At 41.2% G+C, this 17,547-nt stretch carries 23 protein-coding genes; 7 read left to right on the forward strand and 16 right to left on the reverse strand.

What is annotated here, in order from left to right:
* Positions 1 to 41: 41 nt before the first annotated feature.
* Positions 42 to 1,427: a S41 family peptidase gene (locus tag BAE31_RS18340; RefSeq protein ID WP_076841075.1), complete on the reverse strand. Its 1,386-nt coding sequence runs from the start codon at positions 1,425 to 1,427 to the stop codon at positions 42 to 44.
* Positions 1,428 to 1,577: 150 nt separating this feature from the next.
* On the opposite strand from BAE31_RS18340, the gene BAE31_RS18345 reads away from it, so the two are divergent.
* Both BAE31_RS18345 and BAE31_RS18350 read left to right on the forward strand, forming a co-directional pair.
* Positions 1,578 to 2,276, forward strand: a complete 699-nt coding sequence (locus BAE31_RS18345; protein ID WP_041109510.1) for a class I SAM-dependent methyltransferase — start codon at positions 1,578 to 1,580, stop codon at positions 2,274 to 2,276.
* Positions 2,277 to 2,368: 92 nt separating this feature from the next.
* Positions 2,369 to 2,620, forward strand: a complete 252-nt coding sequence (locus BAE31_RS18350) for a hypothetical protein (RefSeq protein ID WP_024422704.1) — start codon at positions 2,369 to 2,371, stop codon at positions 2,618 to 2,620.
* A 50-nt stretch (positions 2,621 to 2,670) separates the two neighbouring features.
* Here BAE31_RS18350 and BAE31_RS18355 read toward each other — a convergent pair whose 3' ends face one another.
* The 12 genes from BAE31_RS18355 to cgeC all read right to left on the reverse strand — a co-directional run bounded on the left by BAE31_RS18355 (position 2,671) and on the right by cgeC (position 11,916).
* Complete coding sequence (locus tag BAE31_RS18355) at positions 2,671 to 3,501, reverse strand: M15 family metallopeptidase (protein ID WP_076841076.1); 831 nt, start codon at positions 3,499 to 3,501, stop codon at positions 2,671 to 2,673.
* Positions 3,502 to 3,569: 68 nt separating this feature from the next.
* Positions 3,570 to 4,265, reverse strand: coding sequence for a purine-nucleoside phosphorylase (gene deoD, locus BAE31_RS18360; RefSeq protein WP_041109512.1), 696 nt, complete (start codon positions 4,263 to 4,265; stop codon positions 3,570 to 3,572).
* A gap of 112 nt (positions 4,266 to 4,377) precedes the next feature.
* Entirely contained in the window at positions 4,378 to 4,695 is a 318-nt protein-coding gene (locus tag BAE31_RS18365; protein WP_024422706.1) for a hypothetical protein, read from the reverse strand.
* A 54-nt stretch (positions 4,696 to 4,749) separates the two neighbouring features.
* Entirely contained in the window at positions 4,750 to 5,358 is a 609-nt protein-coding gene (locus tag BAE31_RS18370) for a phosphatase PAP2 family protein (RefSeq protein WP_041109514.1), read from the reverse strand.
* Positions 5,359 to 5,408: 50 nt separating this feature from the next.
* Positions 5,409 to 5,579 carry a YozD family protein gene (locus tag BAE31_RS18375; RefSeq protein WP_065214722.1) on the reverse strand — a complete coding sequence of 57 codons (171 nt, stop codon included), beginning with the start codon at positions 5,577 to 5,579 and terminating at the stop codon, positions 5,409 to 5,411.
* A gap of 250 nt (positions 5,580 to 5,829) precedes the next feature.
* Positions 5,830 to 6,510 (reverse strand): hypothetical protein, encoded by a 681-nt coding sequence (locus tag BAE31_RS18380; protein ID WP_024422708.1) that lies wholly within the window; start codon positions 6,508 to 6,510, stop codon positions 5,830 to 5,832.
* A 142-nt stretch (positions 6,511 to 6,652) separates the two neighbouring features.
* On the reverse strand, positions 6,653 to 6,877 hold the full coding sequence (locus tag BAE31_RS18385; protein WP_024422709.1) for a YozE family protein: 225 nt from the start codon (positions 6,875 to 6,877) through the stop codon (positions 6,653 to 6,655).
* A gap of 79 nt (positions 6,878 to 6,956) precedes the next feature.
* Entirely contained in the window at positions 6,957 to 7,238 is a 282-nt protein-coding gene (locus BAE31_RS18390; RefSeq protein WP_024422710.1) for a YokU family protein, read from the reverse strand.
* 2 nt (positions 7,239 to 7,240) lie between these two features.
* Positions 7,241 to 8,641 (reverse strand): lysine 2,3-aminomutase, encoded by a 1,401-nt coding sequence (kamA, locus tag BAE31_RS18395; protein ID WP_041109515.1) that lies wholly within the window; start codon positions 8,639 to 8,641, stop codon positions 7,241 to 7,243.
* A 118-nt stretch (positions 8,642 to 8,759) separates the two neighbouring features.
* Positions 8,760 to 10,136 (reverse strand): sigma-54 interaction domain-containing protein, encoded by a 1,377-nt coding sequence (locus BAE31_RS18400; protein WP_076841077.1) that lies wholly within the window; start codon positions 10,134 to 10,136, stop codon positions 8,760 to 8,762.
* Between the two features lie 146 nt (positions 10,137 to 10,282).
* Positions 10,283 to 11,578 (reverse strand): glycosyltransferase family 2 protein, encoded by a 1,296-nt coding sequence (locus tag BAE31_RS18405; protein WP_076841078.1) that lies wholly within the window; start codon positions 11,576 to 11,578, stop codon positions 10,283 to 10,285.
* Positions 11,579 to 11,595: 17 nt separating this feature from the next.
* Positions 11,596 to 11,916 carry a spore maturation protein CgeC gene (gene cgeC / locus BAE31_RS18410; RefSeq protein WP_024422713.1) on the reverse strand — a complete coding sequence of 107 codons (321 nt, stop codon included), beginning with the start codon at positions 11,914 to 11,916 and terminating at the stop codon, positions 11,596 to 11,598.
* A gap of 206 nt (positions 11,917 to 12,122) precedes the next feature.
* Here cgeC and BAE31_RS18415 point away from each other — a divergent pair, with 206 nt between their 5' ends.
* Complete coding sequence (locus BAE31_RS18415) at positions 12,123 to 12,524, forward strand: hypothetical protein (protein WP_024422714.1); 402 nt, start codon at positions 12,123 to 12,125, stop codon at positions 12,522 to 12,524.
* 15 nt (positions 12,525 to 12,539) lie between these two features.
* Positions 12,540 to 13,502 carry a CgeB family protein gene (locus BAE31_RS18420; RefSeq protein WP_076841079.1) on the forward strand — a complete coding sequence of 321 codons (963 nt, stop codon included), beginning with the start codon at positions 12,540 to 12,542 and terminating at the stop codon, positions 13,500 to 13,502.
* A gap of 29 nt (positions 13,503 to 13,531) precedes the next feature.
* Here the strand turns inward: BAE31_RS18420 and BAE31_RS18425 are convergent, their stop codons facing one another.
* Complete coding sequence (locus BAE31_RS18425) at positions 13,532 to 14,254, reverse strand: acylneuraminate cytidylyltransferase family protein (RefSeq protein WP_076841080.1); 723 nt, start codon at positions 14,252 to 14,254, stop codon at positions 13,532 to 13,534.
* 250 nt (positions 14,255 to 14,504) lie between these two features.
* On the opposite strand from BAE31_RS18425, the gene BAE31_RS18430 reads away from it, so the two are divergent.
* Complete coding sequence (locus BAE31_RS18430) at positions 14,505 to 15,533, forward strand: SDR family NAD(P)-dependent oxidoreductase (protein ID WP_041109529.1); 1,029 nt, start codon at positions 14,505 to 14,507, stop codon at positions 15,531 to 15,533.
* Positions 15,534 to 15,584: 51 nt separating this feature from the next.
* On the opposite strand, the gene msrB is transcribed toward BAE31_RS18430, so the two are convergent.
* Entirely contained in the window at positions 15,585 to 16,016 is a 432-nt protein-coding gene (gene msrB / locus BAE31_RS18435) for a peptide-methionine (R)-S-oxide reductase MsrB (RefSeq protein WP_041109531.1), read from the reverse strand.
* On the reverse strand, positions 16,016 to 16,549 hold the full coding sequence (gene msrA, locus BAE31_RS18440) for a peptide-methionine (S)-S-oxide reductase MsrA (protein ID WP_076841081.1): 534 nt from the start codon (positions 16,547 to 16,549) through the stop codon (positions 16,016 to 16,018). The genes msrB and msrA overlap by 1 nt, the downstream gene beginning before the upstream one ends.
* Before the next feature lie 137 nt (positions 16,550 to 16,686).
* Between msrA and BAE31_RS18445 the strand changes: the two genes are divergently transcribed.
* The gene (locus BAE31_RS18445) at positions 16,687 to 17,118 is read left to right on the forward strand and encodes a MarR family transcriptional regulator (RefSeq protein WP_007500780.1); all 432 of its coding nucleotides are present in this window, start codon (positions 16,687 to 16,689) and stop codon (positions 17,116 to 17,118) included.
* A gap of 54 nt (positions 17,119 to 17,172) precedes the next feature.
* Positions 17,173 to 17,433 (forward strand): hypothetical protein, encoded by a 261-nt coding sequence (locus BAE31_RS18450; RefSeq protein ID WP_024422721.1) that lies wholly within the window; start codon positions 17,173 to 17,175, stop codon positions 17,431 to 17,433.
* Positions 17,434 to 17,547: the final 114 nt, after the last annotated feature.

A 17,547-nucleotide genomic window follows, 5' to 3' on the forward strand; every position in this document is an offset into this window, starting at 1 on the left:
TACAATCTTAAAGCAGTCCCCCTGATGAGGACTGCTTTTTTTTATTTCATTTCTTTTTTCAAGACTTCAATGGCTTTTTTCATTTGTGTATCGTTGTTCTTTAGCTTATCTTGGATCTTTGTCATCAGAACGGTCGTTGTATCTCCTGTCAGAATACCGTCTGCCTTGAGATCGTTGTCTGTTTGGAAGCTTTTGACGATAGACTGGAATGCTTCATCGTACTCACCGTTTGCTTTTGCTTTGTAGCCAAGCGCTTGGAACATTTTTTGAGCTGCTTTGACTTCATCTCCATTGTCATTTAGCTCATATGATTTTTTCGGGCTTAAGTACGGCAGCTTTGCATAACTTGGGAGAGCTGCTTTCACCTGTGGTTCGATACCTTTTTTGTGAATCCAAGAACCGTCTGGTGTCAGCCATTTTGCAATGGTTAACTTGACACTAGAACCATCATTATAGTTTTGCGCATTTTGAACAGTTCCTTTGCCAAACGTCTTTTCACCCACAATTTGAATGCCTGAAGATTGGTGCAGAGCCGCCGCCATGATTTCAGCAGCGCTGGCTGAACCGCCATTTACAAGGACAACTGCCGGCTGATGGACTTTGCGTTCTTTTTCAGCCTTGTACACTTGTTTCTTCCCTTTTTCTTCAACCTGCATGATGACTTTCCCTTTATCAATAAAGTCATTGCTCATTTCAATGGCTTCTGTCATGATGCCGCCTGGATTATCTCTTAGGTCAATGACAAAACCTTTCGCCCCTTTTTTCTCGAGGTCATCAATTGCTTTATCCAGCTCTTTCGATGTGGTTTCAGCAAAGGACGTAATTTGGATTTCTCCTATTTTGTCTTTTGTGAGTTTTGCATACACCGTTTCAAGCGGAATCGTGTCTCTTGTGATGGTCACATCTACATTGCCGACTCCTTGACGGTTGAGATGCAGCTTAACATCCGTTCCTTTTTTCCCTCTAATGAGAGAGACTGCTTTATTGACCGACATTCCTTTGGTGCTTTTTCCATCTACTTTTAAAATATGATCATGAGGTTTCAAACCAGCTTTTTCAGCAGGAGAGCCTTTAATCGGCGCGACAATTAAAATTTGTCCATCCTTCTCTTCTACTTGTGCACCAATCCCTTCAAATGAAGAAGAAATGGTATTGTTAAATCCTTCGGCTTCCTCCTGATCCATATATGTAGAGTATGGATCATCAAGTGATGCAATCATTCCTTGGATCGCACCATCTACTAGTTTTTGATCATCCGTTTTTTCGTAATACTCATCCTTTACCTTCGTATACGCAGCCATGAGTTTACTAAACTTCTCGTCTCCTGAGACGCTGACAGCACCTTGTTTTGTGATCACAAATGTAATCGCTGAGGACAGTGCAGCAGTCACCAGAATGGCTACCACGAACTTCATTTGTTTTTTCAAAAAAACACCACCTTTATCTCCTTTCATTATTATCAAGGACGATGCTTCATCCGTCAACCAAAGGATCAACTTCTATTTGAAAAGATAAGCCATTTGCCCCTCTATTGCATAATCTTTAGAGAGGAACAGGATAAGGAAAGAAGGGATTATATGAGTGATTATGTAGAAATGCTTGCTTATTTTGGCGTATCAGGTGCCCATCCTGGCGGAATTGAGTTAACAAAAACGATGATTGAGCATATAAAACTGCCGCCTCATGCACGAATACTGGACGCTGGATGTGGTACAGGACAGACCGCCGCCTATTTAGGAAATATAGGTTATCAGGTGGAGGCGATTGATACGCATCCATTGATGATTGAAAAGGCGAACCTGCGATTCAAACGGGAGGAACTGCCGATCCGTGCTTTAGAGGCATCCATTGAGCAGCTGCCCTTTCCAGATCAAGCGTTCTCTCTACTCATCAGTGAATCTGTTTTAAGCTTTACCAAGCTGCCTGATGCACTAGCTGAAATCAAACGTGTGCTTGCTCCTGGCAGTCAATTGATTGCAAATGAAGCTGTGTTAAAAGCCCCTCTTACGCCTGAAGAGCTGGCAGCTGTTCGAAATTTTTACGGCTTTCACTCGCTCTTGTCGCTTGAAGAATGGAAGGAGCAGTTAACCGAAGCAGGCTTCCGTGACATTCAGATTCTCTCATTCGATGAACATATGGTGCAGGAGGAGCCGACAGAGATGGAATTATCTGAACACATACCCCCTTCTCTTTACGAGACGCTGCAAACACACTACGATCTCATTCAAGCACACCGAAAGCAGCTAAGCCACATTCTATTTGAATGTACCGTATAAAATGAGCGAATCTCCTATATGTTTTGTCCAAACTCTATGAAGTCTCTCGCATAGGATAAGAGTGAAAAGAGTTTGTCATAAGGAGGAAAAACATGGAGCGCTACTACAAGCTTTGTCAGCAGCACATGGGGAAAGTCGCTAGAATTACTGACCGTAATGGCAGAGTACACGTCGGACGCATTGAGCGTGTGACAAACCGCAAAGTTTATATTCGTCCAGTCGGCGGGTCTCGCGGAGGCTTTGGCTTTGGCTATTGGGGCGGATATTATGGCTGGGGTGCAGCGTATGGCATCGGCCTCGGTTTCATTACCGGCTTCGCATTAGCAGGATTGTTCTTTTTTTAAAAGAAGAATAAGAGAAGGCCTCCCGAATAGCTGGGAGGCCTTTAACTTGTTTAGATTTTCTTTACTTTGTTCATGTATTCTTCAAATGTTAAATCATGATCATGCATCGCTTTTGCGGCTTCTTTTCCCACATAGCGCAGATGCCACGGCTCATATTCGTATTTCGTAATGTCTTCTTTTCCTTTTGGATAACGGATGATAAAGCCATATTTATAGGCGTTTTTAGCCACCCATTTGCCATCTGGTGTTTCACCAAACTTTTCAGATATCTCAAAACCGGCACTTTTTGAGGAAATGTCCATGGCTAAACCTGTTTGATGTTCACTTTCGCCTGGTAAAGCGACTGCTTCTTGTGCTTTTTCTTTGCCTTTTAATTTGACCTCACTATCAAAAATGACCTTTTGACGGTCATAGGAGCGATAGCCAGATACTGCAGCAAGCTCGAAGTTTTCCTTTTTTGCACCTTTGAATAACTTCTCAAGCGCTTCCGCTGCTTCTTTGCGGATATATCGCTTTTCAATATCTTCCGAAAAAGAGAATTCTACTTTTGGTACAACGAGATCAGAAGGTTTATAGGTTCCTGGTAATGCATATTCTTTGTTGACAAGTGCTAGCACATTTTCAGGATTTTGAATGGTTTTCAGACCGCTCACAACCTTGATGTCATTGAAATATTCACTCTTTAACGTCAGCTCTTGATTCGATGAATCTGCCTTATCGTTTGAGTTGTGCTGGGGAGATGAACTTGCTGCGTTTTTTTGTTCGTTTGTTTTGTTTGATTCAGATGTACCGCTTTTTTGATCCAGCAACTGGCAGCCTGATAGCACGGCTGTCAAACCAAGAATCGATGCGATTGAGAGTATTTTGTAGCTTTTCTTCATGACATACCTTCCTTTTGCTCTTCTAAAAAAATAAAGATGCGCTACATTGTAGCACACCCTTTATACTATTATAAAACGGAGTCTAGCGCAATTAAGATCATTTCATCAAACGTTGTTTGACGCTCTTCAGCCGTTGTTTCTTCTCCTGTTAGAACGTGATCACTCACAGTCAAAATTGATAACGCTTTTCGATCAAATTTTGCTGCAAGAGAATAAAGAGCGGTTGTCTCCATTTCGATCGCTAGGATACCATATTGAGCCATGAGCTCAAGTGGTTTTTCATTATAAAATTGGTCTGCTGTAAATACATTTCCGACACGTACAGCGACATTTTTTTCTTGAGCCGTGTCGTAGGCTTTCTTGAGCAGGCCAAAATCAGCGCATGGCGCATAATCAATCGGTCCAAAAGCGACACGATTCATTTGTGAATCTGTTGATGATGTCTGGGCTAAAATGACGTCACGTACATTGACATCTCTTTTGATGGCTCCACAAGATCCAACGCGAATTAAGTTTTGAACATCATAGCTTTGAATGAGTTCATTCACATAAATTGAAATAGACGGTACGCCCATTCCAGTGCCCTGTACAGAAACACGTTTTCCTTTATAGGTTCCAGTATAGCCATACATTCCGCGCACTTCGTTATAGCACTCAACATCTTCTAAATATGTATCTGCAATATATTTCGCACGAAGCGGATCGCCTGGCAGCAATACCGTTTCTGCAATTTGTCCTTTTTCTGCTCCAATATGTACACTCATTTTTTAGCCTCCACTTACGTTTACTATGTATTTTATCCTATTTATTATAAACGATCGAGCTTAAAAAAGAAAATACCAGCTGGATCTCAAGCTGGCATCATTCATTATCTATTTAACCTATCGTCATTAGTCGTTCACTGCGTTTCCACCCTGCCGGAGAGAGCTGATAATAGCACTTCCCCTTTTTCTTATCATCAATCACAACAATATCACCTGTTGTGATAAACCGCGCATTGTAATCATTAGGGACTGTATCATGTACATTAAATGTCGAGAATGCTTTTTCCAGTACATCAAGGTGTGTTCTGCCGCCAATCTTTGTCCGGTACACAGGCTGATGCCCGCTTGCAGCGCCATATTCAGGTGTCTGATAAATGGTTAAGTGAAATGCTGAAGGTTTCTTTTGAAAAAATCTCAACGTCAATTGCATTCAAATCCCTCCCCTTTTATATAAAATTGGCTGGGATCTGTCAATTTCCTTCTTCTATTTTTGTCGAATGACAGGCAATCTTTCGTCAATCTTTTTACAAATGAGAAATAAAGCGAGTCCTATCGCAAAGCCTCCTGCAACATCTGTCAAATAATGCACCCCGATATACATCCGGCTGATGCCGATGGCCAGAACGCAAAGCCCTGTGATCAAATAGACGATTTTTTGTCTTTCTTTCAGCCATGGGATCATTTCAACTAATAGATAAGCAATAAAAGGGTAGATTGTGGCTGCATTCATCGAATGTCCGCTCGGAAAGCTATAATACGTTTCACCTACAAGGTGATCAAAGGCCGGACGCTCTCTAGCAAACAGCCCCTTTAATTCATGATTGATTGTTTTTTCTGTGAGATATAGTAGAAAAAGCATCATGATAGAGTAGTAGCGCTTATACATAAACAAGACCACACTAAAAATGAGCATGATTGGAACGAGCAGCGCGCTGATGCCAAAGTCCGTCAAAGCCAGCATGACATCATTTAAAAAAGGGAGTCTGATGCTTTCAAACCATAAGATAATCTGGTTGTCCAAATCTTGAAAAGCCCCAGATGCCATGAGCGCAGCAATGGCGCCAAATAAAATGAAAAGAAATAGGATGTACACGTGAAGGATTCCCCTCCCTCTCTCTTCAGAATCTCTTCAAAGTATAGTGCCTACCACGCCTCTTCTTCAACTATCATTGCTTTTTTCAGCATATATTCAAATGTAATGTCAGCCAGCTCAAATGTTTCAAGCTCAGCAGGTATGTACCCTCTTTTGATCAGCTCCACGTAGAAGAACTCCGCAATTTCCTCTGTATCAATCACCAAATCTGCTTCCTTCATTGCATTCCGCCTCCTTTTTTATGATGTATGAACGCCGGCTGTTTTTTATTACAGTTTGTCATAATGGCTCATTCCATACATATAAATGCAGTAAACAAAAAGAAAAGGGGCTTGAAAGAATGAAGTGGTTAAGCATATTAGATGGAGAAACTTTTGATCAGGTGATGGGCCGTATCTTGAGGGGATGGTTTTATGTGATTGCATTTTTCTGTGTGCCTTATTTTTTATTCGTATTAGGACAAGTCTTTCTTTAACCAAAATGTTCGTGTAAACTTTCCAAAATAAAATCCATCATATCCTTATATTCTGGATCTTTGAAAAATTCATAGAGAATTTTATAATCGTTATAAATATCAAGAAGCTCATCCACTATAGATACAGCCAGAAATTCAAGTGAAGATTCGCTTTCTTGTTTCTCTTCTAGCTGCAATAAAGCCGTTTGGACCATATCTTCTTCTAACTCTTTTGAGGTTTCTCCGACGTAATGCACAAAAAGAAGCTGATGAACAAACTGGTCCATCTCATATTTTCTTAGGACAAGCGTTAGATCTTCCTCTTCTGTTTCCAGCCACTCTCCGTCTTTCAGCCTCGTGAGTTCGTAAATGACATCTTCCCAGCCATCTTCAAGGTAACGCCAAATTTCAGTCCGATGACCGATGATTTTAAATAGCTCTTTTCCGTAATCTTTTACATATACAACATCGCCAATGAGGAACTCATATTCAATGTCCAGCTTTTCTGTATCGACAATCACTCCACTATACTCATCGTAAAGCTGAAGTGATGTTTCAAAATAAAGCACCTCATTATGATTGACCTCATATAAATAGTGCTGGTCAATTTGATGGACTTTTGTAATCGTTCCGACTGTGCCGTACATGACAACGACGACAATATCCCCTACTTGATATTTTGGTGCTTTCGCCTTCATTCTGTCTCCCCCTTGCCCGACTTTTGGTCTTAACGTATCGTATGCCGGCGCAAGGAATTCTGCATGGGCAACCACACCATGCAAAACGCCATTTTATTTCTCATGAAAAAACCGCTTCTCCATTCGGATAAGCGGTTGTGTGTTATTTTTTTTTGACTTCTACTTCGTATTGCTCAAACGCTTCGTCAAATGTTGTCATTGAGCTTAAATAATCACCATTTAATTCTAAATAAGCGCACAGCTCATGATAATCTGTGGAAGCTTTAGGAAAGCTGTGATCCTCATACGCAGCATTTGCAAAATGGCTGATTTCATCTTTCGGTTTTGGATGTCTGAACTTCATTAAATAATGGTAAAACGACTTCACCTGTTTTTCCCTCCGCGACACACTATTTTGTTGTTATATTATACAGCAATTTGATGACTTGTATAGGCGGAGGTACAACTTATGATGAAAAGTCAAAGTAATTTCGCTTTAATAACCGCTCCATGCTCATTAATTCCTCGTAGGAGATTTTTTCTGGAAGTTTTGTCTGATCCACTAAAATTAATTGATCTTCAATCTCTTTGACCGTCTCATCCTTTTGATAGATCATCCCGCAGTGCGTGCAGGAAATGGACGGCGTTTCGATGATTTCAATTGATTGTGTGCCCGTGATCAGTTCCCAATAGACTGTTGTCTGCTCCGCATTTGCTTTGTTTTCCTCACACCAATCACATGTCAGCAAGGCTATTTCTCCTCCTTTACGGTTTGTTCTTTTTTGAGCTGCGCTTGATATTTCTTCTCTTTTAATTCGTCTCGTTTTTCACGTTTGTTTTTAAGTGTGTCATGCTCAGGATTTGTCTCATATGCTTCTCTACGTTTCATTCGGCTTAAATTCTCAGGCGTAAACGATCTCGCTTCATCCTCAAATAGTGCGGTAATACCAATTGCCGATTCTTGTTTCTCTTCATAAATTTCATTAAAATACGCATCTGCCTGGCCTGCGACGTAATGCTCTGGTTCTGGATAAGAGGTGATGACACCTTCAAAGTTGCGAAGGACGACTTTGTCAGGGCTTTGCGATAATAAATAATTTGGCTGTAAGGCAATTTTCCCTCCGCCTCCTGGCGCATCGACAACAAAGCTTGGTACTGCATAACCGCTCGTATGCCCTCTTAAGCCTTCAATGATTTCAAGCCCTTTTGATACCGGCGTTCTAAAGTGGCCAATGCCCTCAGATAAATCACATTGATAAATATAATATGGTCTGACCCGAATCTTCACAAGATCGTGCATCAGCTTCTTCATAATCGGCACACTGTCGTTAATACCTGCAAGGATGACAGCCTGATTCCCTACAGGAACGCCGGCATTCACAAGACGTTCGCACGCTTCTTTTGCTTCTTTTGTGATTTCAATACTTGTATTGAAATGGGTGTTCAGCCAAACTGGGTGATATTTTTTCAAAATCTCGCACAGCTCATCTGTAATACGTTGCGGAAAGACAACCGGCGCGCGGGTTCCAATCCGAATGATCTCAACGTGTGGAATATCTCGTAAGTTTTTCAAAATGTATTCAAGCACTTGATCATTGATTAACAGCCCATCTCCGCCAGAAATTAACACGTCCCGCACCTCAGGTGTTTCTCTAATATATCCAATTGCAGCATCTAACTGCTTTTTCGGCACACCCATACCAATCTGGCCGGAAAAACGTCTTCTCGTACAATAACGGCAGTACATGGAGCACTGATTTGTCACAAGAAACAGCACACGATCTGGATATCGGTGCGTAAGCCCCGGGACAGGTGAGTCCTCATCTTCATGCAGCGGGTCTTCCAGATCATATTTTGTTTTATGAAGCTCTTCTGCAATTGGCACAGATTGCATACGTATTGGACATCTTGGATCGTCTGGATTCATCAGTGAGGCATAGTAGGGTGTAATGTTGAGTGGAATGGTTTTGGTGGAAATCTTCACCCCTTCTCGTTCCTCTTCTGTTAAGTTTACGATTTTTTCTAAATCCTCAAGCGTTTTCACGGTATGCGTCAGCTGCCAAATCCAGTCGTTCCACTTTTCCTCAGGTACATCCTTCCAAAGCTCAATGTCCTTCCAGTGACGTGCCGGTTCATACAATTTCTGATTCATATCCATTCCCCCTATCAGCATTCACTTTATACTATGCAAGTTATGTGCCAACATGGGAAAATGCCCCTATTCTTTACAAAAGGAGCTTTTACCCGTCATATTCAATTGGATGTTGTGCCTATATTTCGGCATCTGCATATTTCTTTAATTTATATTGCAGCGTTTGTCGAGGGATTTTTAAAGCAGCGGCGGTTTTTTTAATATTTCCATGATGCTGATGTAAAGCTTCTTGAATCAATGTTTGTTCAAATGAAGACACTTGATTTTTTAAGGAGGATTCAGATGTATCTTTTTCCAGCTTTTGCTCACGTAAATGAGCCGGAAGGTATAGAGGGATGATCTCTTCCGCTTCCTTTGGCATCATCAACACGGCATGCTCTATCGTATGTTTTAATTCTCTGACATTCCCAGGCCAGTGGTGCACCATAAACAATCGTTCCGTTTCTTCAGAAAGGCGTGTGACGTTTTTTGAAAACTGCTGATGATAGGTTTGAATAAAGTGGCGGGATAGCAGCGTGATATCTTGCTTTCTTTCACGAAGCGGCGGGATATGAAAAGATGATACATGCAGTCTATAAAATAAATCTTCTCTTAAAATTTGCTTTTTCACTGCTTCGAATGGGTCCATATTGAGCGCAGTAATGAGCCGAACATCCACTTGAATGGACTTTGCGTCACCGATCCGGCGGACAACGCCATCCTCTAACACCCGTAATAATTTCGTCTGCAGCGTGAGCGGCATCGCTTGCAGCTCATCAAGAAAAAGTGTGCCCCCATCAGCTAATTCGAAAAGTCCCTTGCGATCAAGTGCACCAGTATAGCTCCCTTTGACAGATCCGAACAATAAACTTTCAAGTAATGATTCTGGGAGTGCTGCGCAGTTTTGCGGAATGAACACTTGATTTTTCCGGTCAGATTCATGGACAATGGCTTGAACGAGCACTTCTTTTCCTGTCCCTGTTTCCCCGTAGACAACAACTGATGATGGATAAGCAGCTGCTTTTTTTGCCCTTTCAAGCATTTCTTTTAAAAGCGGATCATTTGTTAAAAATGAAGCAAAATCATGCATTTGTACGGCCTCAGCCGCGTCCTGTGTTCGCTTTTTTTGCCCTAACCGATTGGAAAGAGCCGACAGCTTTGATACATCTTTTGCAACTTCGACCGCGCCTATTAACTTGTTATCTTCGATAATAGGCAATGTCGTGTTCACGGTTTCAATTTTTTCTCCATTTTTATTCAAATAGGTTTGCAGTGAATGATAAATGGGCTTTCCTGTTCGCAACACATGCATGAGCGTACTTGTTTTTTCAGTTAAAGAGGGATACACATCAAGGATGTACTTGCCAATCACCTCTTCTTTTTGTAAACAGTCAAACTTAGCGGCATTATGATTGTAAAAAATCGTCATCCCTCGATCATCTACAACGTGAATGGCTTCATCAATGGCTTCTAAAATCAATTCAAACCAATCTGCTCTTTCGACAACCTTCCCCATTCTTTCCCCCTCACTTTCAGTGCCAAAAAACCGGCATCAATTGCCGAGTTTTCAGCGGCTTGATCATTTCTAAAAGGTTCCTGTCCTTTTCATGTTTCGCTTTTTCCTTTCTACTTCCTGCAATCATTGCGAAAAAAGCACCCCTCTTATGAGGAGTGCTTTCGTCCGGATGTTTGATAAAGAGACATATCGAATTCTTGCAGCGATTCCCTATACAGCGGCACAATCGGCTTTCCTTCCTGAAAAAACGTAAATTGGGATGGGTACAGCTTAATCGGCTGATGATAAAAAGCAAATCGCTTCACGATCTCAGGATCAATTCGGCAAAAGGTATGATGCACAAGTAAATAAACATCTTGTTTCCATTTAAACAGGCGCCTGTTTGGCGGACTGAAAACCGGAGAAGCTTGAATGATGCTGCCATCCTCAAATGCCTGGAGCTGATCATTTGAAATCGTATAGATCTCCTTTGGATGAAACTGAAAATATTGCACGTCACGTTTTGAAGCAAACCGTCTTTTTTTCTGATCTTCAATATAAAAGAACGTTTTCCCATTATCTGCGGTGACAACTGTATAATTGGGTACTGCCAGCTTCTCTTTCATTTCATATTTCATCTCACATAACAGCGGAACACGGATCGCACGCCTGTTCTTTTCATTGATCCAGCGTTTTTCAATTCCATGAAGTTTCCCGTCTGCGATTTGATAATAATCTCCTTCTTTTTCAATGACCGTTCCGTCAATTAAATCATACGGCATACTCGAAAACAGATGATGAAAGGAATGAGGCGTTTTATACGTTGTATCCAGTACATCTTTTAATGGAAAAAACGCAGCGAAATGATTCAGCCTCATCCAAAATACAGAATCTGCATGATGCCAGTGCTTTGGCTCATCATCCCAATATTGTCCGTATTTTTCATGGATCAGTGGAAGCAAGCAGCTTCTGTGCATGACCGAACAATGGTCCACTTGAAAGGACGCATGCTCTAAGATTTGATCTGCTTCTCGAATAAAACTCATCGTTTCCACTAAATGCTGATCAACATGCACGACCCGCTGCGAGGAATACAAAATATCTATGTGAGGCTTCGACCGAAAAACATCCACCATTTTAAGCAAACGATCTTGATGGTACACAGTATCATCGGTTAAATAACAAATGAGCTCACCTGTTATACGGGTTAATGCTTCATTAATAAGCGTCGCATATCGTGCGGTTAACAGCCGTTTTGCCGGATGAACTGTGTGCGAATACAGCTGAATGCGTTCATCACTTAAATAGGGCTGGATCTTTTGAATGGTGCCCTCTTCTGAGCCATCATCCATAATCAAAAGCTCCCAATGCGGATACGTTTGATCTACCATACTCTTTAGCACACGATCAATGAAATCTGGTTTATTGTAGCTTGTTAAAATCACCGATACTTTCATGATCATTATCCTTTTTGATTAGATTAAAAAGCCCCCCAGCTGACAATGTTCACATAAGGAACACTCACTCTTAGCTGATTTGTCGCGTTTTTAAAGACTGCAACCGTATCAAACAATTGCACGACAACCACGTTTTGAAGTACATCTCCATTGACTAAATGAACACGTGGCACTGGAATGCCAAGCTCAAGCCATGGACGAAGTAATTCTTTGATGTCTGACACATTCTCTTCCCCACTTTCTTCTAAAAGACGAAGAAGAAGTAAAATCAAGATAACTTCAAGCACTCCTTCCGACTCTAGTAATTCTTCGTTCCAACCATCTAATAATTGTTCAAATTCCATTCATAATCCCTCTCTCTTCACATTTAATCTTTACTAGAGTATGAGCGTCACTTCATTTAGCCTCAGCATTTGAAAACATTTTTAAAAATGTGTGAAGTGATTAAATGAAAAAAAGATCAGGAATCAGCGTTCTGCTTATGCCAAAAAAAATAAACGGCATATACATAGGGGTGAGTTTGAATTGATGAAGAAAGGATGGGGAAAAAATGAGCGAAAAGCGTGCTGAATTAAAAAAGGAACTATTGAAAGTGTTTTTCAAACCAATTACTCATGCATTAACAGCTAATCTCGAAGAAGGAGGAGTTCAAATGGAAGAAAAATTGAACGATTTATTAAGTGAAGTGGCAGCTGAGGCATCACCTTCAGATTCTGCTACAACACTCGATGTATCTCAGCCAGCAAGATGGATCTTTGCAAGACTTGCACCAGGAACAGTCATTAGCATTGTCACTGACTCAGGAGATTTAATTGGCCCAGTTCAATTTGTATCATTCGATGCTTCAACAGGTGTTGTATTTGTTACACAAGAAAGCTCTGTCACACCTACAGGCTCAGCAACGACTCTATTAGATGTAGATAAAGTTGAAAGTGTTACATTCACATCTTAATGTGAGAGGATCATCATGAAGCTTCTTTATATCAGTTCTGGCTACGGCGGAATCTATCACATGTTTGATCAATGGGTAGAAGAAAGCTTCATTGATTCCCCCTTTTCATGTGTAAAGATTGATAGAGAATCTCTACCCACTAACATGCACAAAATCCGGACATTTTCTCCGGATTTTGTTTTGATGATGATCGGTGATCATGTTCCGAAAGATGTGCTTCATCAATTCAAACAAGAAAAAATCCCGATTGTTCTTTGGATGACAGAAGATCCCTTTTATACAGATGTGTCAGCTGCTTGCGTACATGAAGCTCAGCTTATATTGACGATTGATGAAGGGGTTTTGCCATTTTATAAACAATTAGGCGCTGATCATACGCACTACTTTCCCATTCCGGCAAATACACGTGTCTTTCAGAAAAATGAATCGCCAGAAGAGATGTGCACGTATGACATTGCACTCATTGGCTACCCTTATCCCAACCGCATCAAAGCCATCGATACACTCTTGCAGCAAAACAAATGGCGTATTCTTGTTGCAGGTAAGGAATGGCACCGTCACTTAAATAAATCACGGAGACATTATCGTGATTTCACACTGATAACGAATTGGCTGAGTCCTCAGCAAATGGCGGACATCTATCAGCAGACAGCAATTGTCCTGAATCCGCATAGGCCGGCTCAATTTGCGTATAACAAAAACAAAGCCATGATTCAAAATATGAGCCTCAATAACAGAGCATTTGACATTGCTGCAACTGGAAGTTTTCAATTGACGGATCTACCTCCGCCGCCTGCTTTTTCAAGCTTTGCTTTTTACAAAGATGAGGATGATTTGATAAAACAGGTGGAATACTATGGATCAAATGCATGTGAAAGAAAGGCGGCCGCACTGAACAACTATGAGCAAACCGTTCGCTGGAATACATTTGATACGATGCCGCAAAGGCTTTATGACATTGTAAAAAGCGCCCTATAACTGGGCGCTTTTTCTCGTTGAATGCCAGCTTATGCATGATCTTCCGCATCTCGGCGAGCTAATAAGATTTTCTCTGCCTCTTTCCGATTTGCCTCCTGTTTCACCACAAGCGACCGCGTGTGATCCATCATATATGCTCCGAGAGATCCTTCTAAAAAGGAATGAATGCATTCTTTGGCATAATCAGCATGAAAAGCATATATCGCACCATTTAGCCGGCCATACGTATATGGCTGCTCATGCTTTGGCATGAAAAAGTAATGATTGTCCTTATATAAAGTAGCTTCATTGTTTTCATGCAGTGTCCAAGTTTCATTTGGGTTTTCTAACGCCTCTGTAAAAGATGCGGTGCAGTCATATCCCCCTTCCACTAAAAGCTGCAAGCACTTCTCGATATCTGCCGGCTGTCTTAGAGGAGACGATGGATGCAGATACAGCACAATATCAAAGGTTTTCCCCTCCCGCTCTAAATAAGCAAGCGCATGCTTCACAGCTAACAGTGACGGCGTTTGTTCTGTTACATGTGTGCTTGGCAGTTCAATCACATTTGCTCCGTAGTGAGATGAAATGATTTGCGTATTGACATCCTCTGAGGAGACGATGACTTCATCTAATTCAATCATTTGCAATAACGACTGAATGGTCCAATAGATAAGCGGCCTCTCTGCCAATATGCGTATGTGTTCATCGTGCTGGCCGTCGTGACTTCTAAATGCAGGTATCATGGCTAAAATACGATTTCCCCTATACATGTCTTCTCTTCTCCCCTCGCGCACAGCTCCCTACAATTTTCTTCTCTGCCCGAGCTGACCGCAGTACTGAAGTATTCAGGTCTCTCGTTTTTCTAGTTGATCTCTTATCTCTCCATATTCTATTAAGACGACAAGCAGATGGTTATAATTTGTTCACCTAATTTATACATGAAGTGGTTCTTTTCCTCAAACGAATGCCGCTCTTTCACATATGATGCAAAGTAGAGAAATGAGAGTTGGGGGATTAGATATGTCCAAACAGATAGAAACGACTTTGAAGACCTTTTTTCGTGACAAAACGATATTGGTTACAGGCGGTACGGGGTCAATCGGCCGGCAAATCGTGAATAAATTAACAAGTTGCTCTCCAAAGAAGATAATCGTCTTCAGTAAAGATGACAGCAAACAATACATGATGAAAAATGAGTACGCAGATCATCCAGAGGTCGTATTCGCTTTAGGAGATGTCCGGGATGCAAGCCGCGTGAGACAGCTCGTCAAGGGTGTGGATATCATTTTCCATGCAGCGGCCTTAAAACAAGTACCCACTTGTGAAGATAATCCGTTCGAAGCCGTTCAAACGAATATCATCGGCGGGCAGCACGTCATTGAAGCCGCTCTCGAACATGAAGTGAGTCATGTCGTCAACATTTCAACTGACAAAGCGGTTTCTCCAACGAATGCCATGGGTGCAACAAAATTGATTTCAGAAAAACTATTTTTCCAAGCAAACGAAAGTATTCCGAATCAAAAAACGAGGTTTTGCTCTGTACGCTTTGGTAATGTGCTTGGATCTAGAGGTTCCGTTATTCCGATCATGCTCCAGCAGCTATTAAATGAAAAACCTTTGACCGTGACAGATCCTCATATGACACGTTTTTTTATGTCCATTGAAGAGGCTGTTTCCCTCACACTTCAAGCAGCAATCATGATGAAAGGCGGCGAAACCTTCATTCTCAAGATGGAATCCTTACAGCTTGCCGATCTCCTAAAAGCGTTTCATGAATATGCCGCTCAAATCAATGCTAAATCTCCGGATATTCTTGTAGTGGGAAAAAGACCTGGCGAAAAGCTTCACGAGGAGCTCACATTTCCGCACGAAGCAGATGCACTGTTTGAACACGAACAATTTTATGCCATTTTACCGAGACCACATTTGCACCCTGCCTTTCAAAAAGTCGACTTAACGAATTACACCTCAAAAGAAGCACCGCTCATTACAAAAGAAAAGCTGTTCCACATCATCGAACAATTACATCATACACATCATAAAAAATAAAAAATCGTCACACGGAAGCAGCTGCTTTCCATGTGACGATTTTTAAATGGATCAATCAAATAGATGTTTCAAATCTCCGTAGCCTTCTTTTTCAAGATCATCCTTTGGGATAAACTTTAAAGCGGCTGAGTTAATACAATACCGAAGACCGTTTGGCCCTGGTCCATCAGGAAAAACATGACCTAGATGAGAATCAGCTGTTTTACTGCGAACCTCTGTCCGCACCATTCCATGACTCGTATCAACCTTCTCTGCTACTTCTTCCTCTTCAAGCGGTTTTGTAAAACTTGGCCATCCGCAGTGGGCATCAAACTTATCTAAAGAAGAAAAAAGCGGCTTTCCTGAAACGATATCCACATAGATACCTTCTTCTTTATGATCCCAAAATTCATTTTGAAATGGCGGCTCTGTGCCATTATTTTGCGTGACTTCGTACTGCATGCGGTTTAATTCTTTTATACGCTTTTCTTTTTCATTTGCCATTATTTATCACTCCAATGGGACTCAATAAAACCGGCTCTGCCCGACCCGACATGATATCGTTCGTAGTGCATTTTGTTTTTCTTATAATAATGCTGATGATATTCCTCTGCTGGATAAAAAGGACCTGCGTCTAAAATTTCTGTAACGATTGGCTTTTTGAAAATCCCGCTGTGGCTCAGCTGCTCTTTCGATGCTTCTGCAAGCTTTCGCTGCTGGTCATGATGAACATAAATACCTGTACGGTAAGATTCCCCTCTATCACCAAATTGCCCGCCATCGTCTGTTGGGTCTATTTGCTGCCAATACAGCTCTAGCAGCTTCTCATATGGAAACACGTCAGGATCAAACGTGATTTGAACCGCTTCTCTATGTCCCGTTGTATTTGTACATACTTCCTCATAGGTCGGATTCACTGTATGTCCGCCAGTATACCCTGATTCAACTTTGATAATGCCCGGCTGTTCATCAAAAGGTTTAACCATACACCAGAAGCAGCCTCCTGCAAATGTGGCTAATTCTTGTTTTTCAGACATATTAGTGCCCCCTTCATTTAAAAAATGGTATCATCATATTATAACATGATAAAAAATAATGAAAATGATACGACTTGTATACCAAAATAAAAGAAAGCATTACGTCGTATCTTTAAAATATAATGGGGGTTTAATGATTGGAACAAAGAAAACAAATGATGTACGAAATGGACACTTTACTGAGAACCGTATTTAAGCAGATCCGTTATGAAATTAACAGCCTGCTCGAAAACGAATTATCTCGGAATGAATTTCTTATTTTAAATCTGCTCCGTGAGCAAGGTGCAAAAAAAGTAACGGAATTCGCTTCCATTCTTGGAGTGTCAGCAAGTCATATTACCGCTGTGACTGACACACTCGTAGAAAAAGGCTGGATTACCCGTATCCGCTCAAAAGAGGACCGCCGCATCATCAAAATCCACTTAACCGATAAGGGTAAGGAAATTACTGAGCATTTTGAGAAAAAGAAAACGGAATACTTTATGGAGCGATTTGAATCATTTGATGACGAAGAACTAAAAACCATGATCAAATTATTTAAAAAGCTGGATAAAAGTCAAAAGGATTAAGCATAGATTTTAGCGCTCAGGACATGCTACGGATAAAAAGAGGTGGAATGAACCATGACAAGCCCTTACCTTTGTCCAAACTGTAAAACAAACAGAACGCGCTTTAATCTCATTGAGCAGCTTTCAGAACCTGTCAAGCTAGATCCAGCAACAGGAGCAGTTGTCGAAAGATACGAAGGAGAACAGCTGTCTCCCTTTCACTTGAGCTATCAAGGTCCTCAAATGAAAGTCCAGTGCGGCGTTTGTGGTTTAATTGAGGATGAAAAAACGTTCATTAAACTAGCTGAATATCATCAATATTCTTCTCCTTCTTAACATGCCGGCCTGACGGAATACGTCAGGCTTTTTTCTATGCTTCTTTTGCCTATACAGATCGTCTTTTTCATGCATACGCTACAAAAAACACCATTGCATGAGAAAGAAGGGATT

This window comes from Bacillus sp. I-2 (assembly GCF_001974945.1).
Taxonomy (GTDB): domain Bacteria; phylum Bacillota; class Bacilli; order Bacillales; family Bacillaceae; genus Bacillus; species Bacillus safensis.